The 8,655-nt window shown below is 62.5% G+C and carries 8 protein-coding genes; 7 read left to right on the top strand and 1 reads right to left on the bottom strand.

The window, feature by feature from the left end; translation table 11 throughout:
* Window positions 1-300 precede the first annotated feature (300 nt).
* Window positions 301-804 (bottom strand): hypothetical protein, encoded by a 504-nt coding sequence (locus ACQ4WM_RS24605; protein ID WP_436549280.1) that lies wholly within the window; start codon window positions 802-804, stop codon window positions 301-303.
* Between the two features lie 166 nt (window positions 805-970).
* Here ACQ4WM_RS24605 and ACQ4WM_RS24600 point away from each other — a divergent pair, with 166 nt between their 5' ends.
* The 7 genes from ACQ4WM_RS24600 (at window position 971) to ACQ4WM_RS24570 (ending at window position 8,536) form a co-directional block, all read left to right on the top strand.
* Window positions 971-1,675: a response regulator transcription factor gene (locus ACQ4WM_RS24600; protein WP_436549279.1), complete on the top strand. Its 705-nt coding sequence runs from the start codon at window positions 971-973 to the stop codon at window positions 1,673-1,675.
* Between the two features lie 73 nt (window positions 1,676-1,748).
* Window positions 1,749-3,023, top strand: coding sequence for a glutamyl-tRNA reductase (gene hemA / locus ACQ4WM_RS24595; RefSeq protein ID WP_065307791.1), 1,275 nt, complete (start codon window positions 1,749-1,751; stop codon window positions 3,021-3,023).
* 83 nt (window positions 3,024-3,106) lie between these two features.
* Window positions 3,107-4,183, top strand: coding sequence for a peptide chain release factor 1 (gene prfA / locus ACQ4WM_RS24590; RefSeq protein ID WP_436549278.1), 1,077 nt, complete (start codon window positions 3,107-3,109; stop codon window positions 4,181-4,183).
* Between the two features lie 160 nt (window positions 4,184-4,343).
* A complete protein-coding gene (locus ACQ4WM_RS24585) occupies window positions 4,344-4,814 on the top strand; it encodes a disulfide bond formation protein B (protein ID WP_436549277.1) in 471 nt (156 codons plus the stop codon).
* An 11-nt stretch (window positions 4,815-4,825) separates the two neighbouring features.
* Window positions 4,826-5,656, top strand: coding sequence for a peptide chain release factor N(5)-glutamine methyltransferase (gene prmC / locus ACQ4WM_RS24580; protein WP_436549276.1), 831 nt, complete (start codon window positions 4,826-4,828; stop codon window positions 5,654-5,656).
* A gap of 217 nt (window positions 5,657-5,873) precedes the next feature.
* On the top strand, window positions 5,874-7,466 hold the full coding sequence (gene gshA, locus ACQ4WM_RS24575) for a glutamate--cysteine ligase (RefSeq protein ID WP_436549275.1): 1,593 nt from the start codon (window positions 5,874-5,876) through the stop codon (window positions 7,464-7,466).
* 26 nt (window positions 7,467-7,492) lie between these two features.
* Complete coding sequence (locus ACQ4WM_RS24570) at window positions 7,493-8,536, top strand: histone deacetylase family protein (protein ID WP_436549274.1); 1,044 nt, start codon at window positions 7,493-7,495, stop codon at window positions 8,534-8,536.
* Window positions 8,537-8,655 lie beyond the last annotated feature (119 nt).

Here is an 8,655-nt window from a genome sequence, read left to right as displayed (position 1 = left end):
AAAGGCGAGAGTAAACCTGAATCGCGGCGAGTTTACAAGGGGCGCGTTAAGTCATTGAATGTCAACGCATTTTCGCACCGGCTAGGCGGCGGTCTGGACTTGTGTATAACGAGGTGGTGTAAACCGGCGAAGCGTACTCGCCGGCTATGTCGCATCAGGAATGGCGTTCATGCAGATGGTGCAGTCGGGCGGACTAACACGAGATGAGTGTCTCGAACTATATCGCGAGGAACTGGCTGCAATAGAAGGTCTCCCTTTTTCGACTGCCATCAAACACACCTTGACGCCAGGATAATGCGATCAGCTCGGTCGTACCGTAATCAGCTCCTGCGCCACCGCCGCGCAGGCGCTGACGTGCTGGTTGCCGATCTGGCGAAACACGGCGTAACCGAGCGCGGCCGCCACGGCCTGGCCGGCGAATGGCACGAAGCGCGCCACCTGCTTGCTGGCCAGCTTGACGCCGCTGCGCTTGAGCAGGTGGATGAGGAGCTCACGCGTCACCAATTTTCCTACCAGCATGCCGCCCATGCCGATCGCCACGCGATAGGCCATCAGCTTGAACTGCGGATTGAGTTTTTCGATCTGCTCCGGCGTCAGGCCGAATTCATGGTTGATGTCGTTGATAAGCATCGACAACAGGCCGACGTCCGACATCAGGTCGATGCCCGGGATCGGAATGGCCGAGGCACCGGCCGACATCAGGGCGCGACGACGCACCAGACGACGGCAGCGCTCGCTCGCCTGTTCGATTTCGGCCAGGGTGCCCGGGATCAGGTTCCAATCGGTGACGCTATTGTCTTGCATACGGTTTCTCCACGCGGTAAAGGCAAACCCAAGTGTAGCGGAAAGGGGCGCCTTTTCGATTTCACTGGACACAGTTGCAATCTCTGTTATATTTCATGAGAGCATTCCTTAACATTACGATAAGCAGCGCTGCCCGTCTGTTTGTTGTTACACATTTCAGCCAAATATGCGAATTGCCGTACTCGATAGCGACCATAGCCAGGCAGAACTGATTTGCCAGGTGCTCACTGCGGCAGGGCATGCTTGCCACGAATTCCAGAGTGCCAGGGAAATGCTCGGGCAACTGCGCAAGGACAGTTGCGACATGCTGATCCTCGACTGGCAGGTCAGCGACCTCGATGGCGCCGAAGTATTGCGCCGTGCACGCGAAAAACTGGCGCCCAAGGCGCCGGTGTTGTTTATGACCAACAGCGCGGGCGAGGACGATATCGTCGCCGGCATCAAGGCAGGCGCCGACGACTACCTGGTGAAACCGCTGCGGCGCAGCGAACTGGCGTTGCGTGCCCAGGCACTGCTGCGCATGGCCTATCCCACGCAAAATACCGCCGAGCAACTGCAATTTGGCAATTACACCTTTGAAACGCGCGCCGGCCGGCTGCTGATGGATGGCGAGCCACTGGACGTGACGCACAAGGAATTTGCCCTGGCGCTGCTGTTCTTCCGCAACCTGGGCCGGCCTTTGTCGCGCGCCTACATCCATGAAGCGGTATGGCAACGCGAAACAGCCCTGCCTTCGCGCACCATGGATACCCACGTTTCGCGCGTGCGCAACAAGCTGCAACTGAAACCCGAGCAGGGCTACCGGCTGGTGCCCGTCTACAGCTATGGTTACCGCCTGGAAAAACTGAACGCCCAGCCGGCAAATGCCTGAGCCACAGCGGGCCTGCTCAATCAGCGGGCACAAAGCGCTATAATGTCGGCACAAGTCATTCCCCAGCCCTGAAATGCAACTGCTCGCCGTCGGCCTCAATCACACCACTGCTCCAGTGTCGCTCCGCGAACAGCTGGCGTTTTCGCCTGAGCATCTGGGTCAGGCGGTGGTCGCGGCGCGCACCTGGTTCCAGCGCATCGACTTGCGGGACAATGACGAAGCGGCCATCTTATCGACCTGCAACCGCACCGAGCTGTATGCGGCCAGCCGGGTACCGAACCCGCTCGACGCCGGTGCCCATTTCCTGGCCGATTATCACAAACTCAGCTACAGCGAGCTGCGCCCCCACCTGTACATGCTGCCGCAGCACGATGCCGTGCGCCACACTTTCCGCGTCGCCTCCGGGCTCGATTCGATGGTGCTCGGCGAAACGCAGATCCTGGGCCAGATCAAGGACGCCATCCGCACCGCCGATGAAGTGGGCGGCCTGGGCACTTATCTGCACCAGCTGTTCCAGCGCAGTTTTTCGGTCGCCAAGGAAGTGCGCAGCACCACCGAGATCGGCGCCCACAGCGTGTCGATGGCGGCTGCCGCCGTGCGCCTGTCGCAGCGCATCTTCGACAAGATCGCCGAGCAGAACGTGCTGTTTATCGGCGCCGGCGAAATGATCGAGCTGTGCGCCACCCACTTTGCGGCGCAAAATCCGAACAGCATCACGATCGCCAACCGCACCATGGAGCGGGGCGAGGCGCTGGCCCACCGTTTCAACGGCCGCGCGATCCGCCTGGCCGACCTGCCCGAAAAACTGCACCAGTTCGACATCGTCATCTCGTGCACGGCATCATCCTTGCCGCTGCTGGGCCTGGGCCTGGTCGAGCGCGCCATCAAGGCACGCCGCCACAAGCCCATGTTCATGGTCGACCTGGCAGTGCCGCGCGATATCGAAACGGAAGTGGGCCGCCTGAACGACGTGTTCCTGTACACCGTCGACGACCTGGGCAAGGTGGTGCAGACGGGCCTGGAAAGCCGCCAGGCGGCCGTGGCGCAAGCCGAAGCCATCATCGAGACGCGCGTGCAGTCGTTCATGAGCTGGGTCGACGACCGCGCCATGGTGCCGGTGATACAGGATCTGCATGAAAGCAGCGAAACGCTGCGCCAGATGGAAGTCGAACGCGCGCGCAAGATGCTGGCCAAGGGCGCCGACATCGACGCCGTGCTCGAAGCACTGTCGAAAGGCCTGACCGCCAAGTTCATGCATGGCCCGCAACAGGCGCTGCACCGCGCGCAAGGCGACGAGCGCAAGCAACTGGCCACCCTGCTGCCGAAACTGTTCCGCCCGCGCCGTTAGCGCAGCCCACCGGCCGCCTCCCGGCCCCGCTTTCCAGGCGTGCCCACGGTGCGCTCTCCTCGCCACTTTTATTCCGAATTGCTATGAAACCATCCATGTTGTCCAAGCTCGATCAACTGGCAAACCGCCTGGTTGAACTCGACGAACTGTTGATGCACCAGGACGCCACGTCGAATATGGACAGCTACCGCAAAATGACGCGCGAGCATGCCGAACTGGGCCCGCTGGTGGCGCTGTACCACTCCTACCAGGAAGCGGGCAATGACATCGTCACGGCGCAGGAAATGCTGGCGGACCCGGACATGAAGGAATTCGCCCAGGAAGAAATCGAGGCGGCAAAAACCACCATGACGCAGCTCGAGCGCGAGTTGCAGACCATGCTGCTGCCGAAAGACGCGAATGACGAGCGCAATATTTTCCTGGAAATTCGCGCCGGCACCGGCGGCGACGAGTCGGCCCTGTTCGCCGGCGACCTGCTGCGCATGTACACGCGCTTTGCCGAACGCAACCGCTGGCAGGTGGAGCTGGTATCGGCCTCCGATTCCGACCTGGGCGGCTACCGCGAGGTGATCGTGCGCCTGGTCGGCAATGGCGCGTATTCCAAGCTGAAATTCGAGTCGGGCGGCCACCGCGTGCAGCGCGTGCCGGCCACCGAAACCCAGGGCCGCATCCACACCTCGGCCTGCACCGTGGCCGTGATGCCGGAAGCGGACGAAGTGGAAGACGTCAATATCAACCCGGCCGACTTGCGCATCGACACCTACCGCGCCTCGGGCGCCGGTGGCCAGCACATCAACAAGACCGATTCGGCCGTGCGCATTACCCACTTGCCGACCGGTATCGTGGTCGAATGCCAGGACGACCGCAGCCAGCACAAGAACAAGGCGCAGGCCATGAAGGTGCTGGCCGCGCGCATCAAGGACGTGCAGCTGCGTGCGCAGCAATCGCAGGAAGCGGCCACCCGCAAGAGCCTGATCGGCTCGGGCGACCGCAGCGAGCGCATCCGCACCTATAATTTTCCACAGGGGCGCATGACGGACCACCGCATCAACCTGACCTTGTACAAGCTGGACTTCATCATGGATGGCGATTTGACGGAGCTGACGAATGCGTTGGCGGCGGAGCATCAGGCTGAACTCCTTGCCGCGCTGGGGGATTAGCCGCGGAAGGCTGGCGTCAGACCCCCTCGCCCCTCAGCGCAAGCCTCTGAATTAGCGGCATTGAGGGTCTGACCCCGGGTTTAAGTTGCAGGTAAGCAGCAAAAATCAAGCCTGTGCGAAAATGCACGGCTACCACTCCACTCACCTCACCGTCTCGCCCATGAAAAATTCACGCACTGTCTTGCTCCTTATCGCCGCCCTGTGTTTCGTCATGCTGGGCGTGGCCATGTATCTGCAGCATGTGATGAACATGGCGCCCTGCCCGCTGTGCGTGATCCAGCGCTATCTGTTTATCGCGATTGCAACAGGCTGCCTGATCGGTGCGGCCTCGACAACACCGAAGATCGGCGCAGGTATCGGCCTGCTGGCCGCACTGGGCGGCCTGGGCGTGGCCGGCAAGCATTTATATGTGCTGGCCCATCCCGGTTACTCCTGCGGCATCGATCCGGTGGAAACAGCATTGAACAAGATTTTCACGGCGCAAACCATGCCTTTCATGTTTGAATCGTACGGCGCCTGCGAAAATGCGGGCGAGGCCTTTATCGGCCTGTCGATCCCGCAATGGGCCTTCGTCTGGTTCGCCATCTTTGCGCTGGGCCTGTTGTTCATCTTGCTGCGCCGCAAAAAATAATTGAAAGCACCATGACCGTAACATTGATACCCGCCGGCAGCACCGTCGGCGCCCTGCAACAACAACCGCTGCTCGACGCGGTCGACAACCGCATCCTGCTCAGCCACGCGCTGGGCCTGTCGCGCGTGGGCCTGATCACGCAATCGGAGCGCGTGCTGAACGGCGACGAGGCGCAGCGCCTGTCGAGCCTGGTGGAGCGCCGCTTGCGCGGTGAACCGGTGGCCTATATCGTCGGCCAGCGCGAATTTTTCGGCCTGCCGTTTACCGTCAGCGACGCCGTGCTGATACCGCGGCCCGACACCGAAGTGCTGGTGGAACTGGCGCTGGACCGCTTGCCGCCGGGCGGACGCGTGCTCGACATGGGTACCGGCAGCGGCGCCATCGCCGTCGCGCTGGCCCATACCCGGCCCGACGCGGTCGTCACGGCGCTGGACGTGAGCAGCGCGGCGCTGGCCGTGGCGCGCCGCAACGCCAGCGCCAACGGCGTCAATATCACCTTTATGGCCAGCGACTGGTTCGGCGCGCTGGGCACGGAAAAGTTTGATTTGATCGTCTCCAATCCGCCGTATATCGCCAGCGGCGACCGCCACCTGGGCGAAGGCGATCTGCGGTTTGAGCCGCCCGGCGCCCTGACCGACCATGCCGACGGCCTGTCGGCACTGCGCACCATTATTGCCGGCGCCGCGCGCCACCTGGCGCCCAAGGCCTGGCTGCTGATGGAGCATGGCTATGACCAGGCCGCCGCAGTGCGCCAGTTGCTGGTCGAAGCCGGCTTCAGCCACACGCAAAGCTGGCGCGACCTGGCCGATATCGAACGCGTTTCCGGCGCCCGCCACGGCTGAGCAATTTTCAATTTGATGCCACCCGCTTGACCGCGCGACGCGCCGTTGAGCATCGAGTTTGTTAAAATATCAAGCGCTTCCTGACCACCACGCTGCCCTGCTTTGCCGGGGCGGATGCTGGCGGCGCGGCGCTTTTTGGGTGACCGCCGACGCAATTGCGCATTTTCGGTTAATCTCAGCACCACATTTATTTGCTGTACAAGAAAGGAAGCTCCAATTGCCCAACCTGTTGACACGCCGCCTGGCATTGCTGACCGAAGATGCCAACCGCGCGCTGCTGGGCGGATTGCGCGGCATCGAGCGTGAAACCCTGCGCGTCGACCACGCCGGCCATCTGGCTTCCACGCCCCATCCCGCTGCGCTCGGTTCGGCGCTGACCCATCCTGAAATCACCACCGACTACGCCGAAGCGCTGCTCGAATTCATTACTCCGGCCGAAGCCGACATCGCCGTCACGCTAGCCAAACTCGATACCGTGCACCGCCATGCCTACAGCCGCCTGGGCAAGGAACTGCTGTGGAGCCAGTCGATGCCGGGCGAATTGCCGGCCGAACAAGATATCGAGATCGCCAACTACGGCAGCTCGAACATGGGCATGCTCAAGCATGTGTACCGCCGTGGCCTGGCGCTGCGCTATGGCAAGGCCATGCAATGCATCGCCGGCATCCACTACAATTATTCGCTCGACGAAGGCCTGTGGCAGTTGCTGGCGGCCGATGCCGGCACCAGCGCCACCGCCAGCACGTCGGCCATGGACGTGCAGTCGGAAAGCTACCTGGCGACGATCCGCAATTTCCGCCGATACAGCTGGCTGCTGATGTATCTGTTCGGCGCCTCGCCGGCGCTGGCGTCCGGCTTTTTGCGCGGCCGGCCGCACAAGCTCGACACCTTGTCCGGCGACACCCTGTATTTGCCGTACGCTACCAGCCTGCGCATGAGCGACCTGGGTTACCAGAACGACGCCCAGTCGGGCCTGCGTCCGCAGGAGAACAGCCTCGACGACTACGTCAATGCGCTGACGCAAGCCGTCAACGCACCGTATGCGCCATACGCAGAACTGGGCACCAAGCAAGACGGCGAATGGATACAGCTGTCGACCAATGTGCTGCAGATCGAGAACGAATACTATTCGACCATCCGCCCCAAGCGCGTGATCCGCACCGGCGAGCGGCCGATCCAGGCGCTGTGCCTGCGTGGGGTGCAATATATCGAAGTGCGCTGCATGGATGTCGACCCGTTCGAGCCGGTCGGCATCAGCCTGCCGACCGGCCGCTTCCTCGATACATTTTTGCTGTTCTGCGCGTTAGATGAGAGCGCGCCGATATCAAACGAACAAAGCGCCTGCTACACCGCCAATTTCGCACGCACCGTCAAGGAAGGCCGCAAGCCCGGCTTGAGCCTGCGGCGCGACGGCGAAGAGATCAGCCTGCAGGCCTGGGGCCAGGAATTGCTGGCGCGCATGGCGCCGGTGGCAGCCTTGCTGGACTCTCGCCATGGCGGCACCGAACACGCCGACAGCCTGGCGGCGCAAGCTGTCAAGCTGCTTGACCCGGACGCCACGCCGTCGGCGCGCGTGCTGCGCGAACTGCGCGCCAACGGCGGCTCGTTTGCCGCCTTCGGCCTGCAGCAAAGCGAACGCCATGCGGCGTTTTTCCGCGAGCAGCCGCCAACGGCCGAACAGAGCACCTACTTCGACCAGCTGGCGGCAGCGTCGCTGGCCGAACAGCGCGCCATGGAAACGGCACCGCAGGCCAGCTTCGACGACTACGTCGCGTCCTACCGCGCCAGCACCCTGTGCTCCCACACCTGACTCGATAACCTTTCGTAAAGCGCCCGATGCTGACCTTCTATAACGAACTGCACAGCCAGCATCGAGCCCGTTACGAAATGTTCCGTGGCGAACTTGTCCCCAGCTTCGAGGTTCCGGAGCGGGCCGACATGGTGGTGGCGGAGTTGGGGCGGCGCAACCTGGGCCGCATCGTCACGCCGCACGGCGTGCCTTTGACCTCGCTGGAGCGCATCCACACGCCGCGCTACCTGCATTTTTTGCGCCATGCCTGGCAAGACTGGCTGGCGCTTGATCCGGACAACGCCAACCGCGACGCCGTGCCGTCCGTCTGGCCGGTGCGCACTTTGCGCAGCGATATCGAACCCGATAATTTCACCGCCAGGCTGGGCCTGTATTCGATGGACAACGGCACGCCGCTGACTGCCGGCACCTGGACCGCCGCCAAGACCGGTGCCGACTGCGCCGTCAATGCGGCCCACGCGCTGCGCCTCGGTGAACGGGCCACGTTTGCCCTGACGCGGCCACCGGGCCACCATGCGGGTGCCGATTTTTTTGGTGGCTACTGTTTCCTGAACAACGCCGCGCTGGCGGCCCAGCATCTGCTTGACGACGGCGCGCGCCGGGTCGCCATCCTCGACCTCGACTACCACCACGGCAACGGTACCCAGAGCATTTTCTATGCGCGCAACGACGTGCTGTTCGTCTCCCTGCACGCCGATCCGCGCCAGGAATATCCGTTCTACCTGGGCCATGCCGACGAGACCGGGGCCGACGCCGGCCTGGGCTACAACGTCAACCTGCCGCTGCCGGCCGGCTGCCCCACTGCCCAGTGGTTCACCACGCTGGAAACAGCCTGCGTGCGCATCACCATGTACGCGCCCGACGCGCTGGTGGTGTCGCTGGGCGTGGACACCTATGTCGGCGACCCGCTGTCGCACTTCGCCCTGCAAAGCGGCGACTACCTGCGTCTCGGCGAACGCCTGGCCTACCTGAATCTGCCGACTGCGTTCATCCTCGAAGGCGGGTATGCGGTCAAGGAGCTGGGCATCAATGTGGTCAATGTGCTCGAAGGCTTCGAGACGGCAGAGTAAATCTGGGGTCAGACCCTAATGCCGTTAAGTTAAGCCTTTCGATTCAAGACAGATTGTAAACAGCGGCAAATAATGTTAACTTTCGGGCAGTTATGGACTCTACTGCCTTTTTACTTGCC

Origin of the sequence: Janthinobacterium longum (assembly GCF_051380735.1) — a bacterium.
Classification (GTDB): Bacteria; Pseudomonadota; Gammaproteobacteria; order Burkholderiales; family Burkholderiaceae_D; genus Janthinobacterium.
This window is presented reverse-complemented; position numbering and strand designations above follow the sequence as displayed.

What these genes read in the sequence shown, in the direction of transcription:
- prfA (WP_436549278.1), top strand. Translation starts at nt 3,107, where the DNA reads ATGAAACCATCCATGTTGTCCAAGCTCGATCAACTGGCAAACCGCCTG.
- hemA (WP_065307791.1), top strand. Translation starts at nt 1,749, where the DNA reads ATGCAACTGCTCGCCGTCGGCCTCAATCACACCACTGCTCCAGTGTCG.
- ACQ4WM_RS24585 (WP_436549277.1), top strand. Translation starts at nt 4,344, where the DNA reads ATGAAAAATTCACGCACTGTCTTGCTCCTTATCGCCGCCCTGTGTTTC.
- prmC (WP_436549276.1), top strand. Translation starts at nt 4,826, where the DNA reads ATGACCGTAACATTGATACCCGCCGGCAGCACCGTCGGCGCCCTGCAA.
- ACQ4WM_RS24605 (WP_436549280.1), bottom strand. Translation starts at nt 804, where the DNA reads ATGCAAGACAATAGCGTCACCGATTGGAACCTGATCCCGGGCACCCTG.
- ACQ4WM_RS24600 (WP_436549279.1), top strand. Translation starts at nt 971, where the DNA reads ATGCGAATTGCCGTACTCGATAGCGACCATAGCCAGGCAGAACTGATT.
- ACQ4WM_RS24570 (WP_436549274.1), top strand. Translation starts at nt 7,493, where the DNA reads ATGCTGACCTTCTATAACGAACTGCACAGCCAGCATCGAGCCCGTTAC.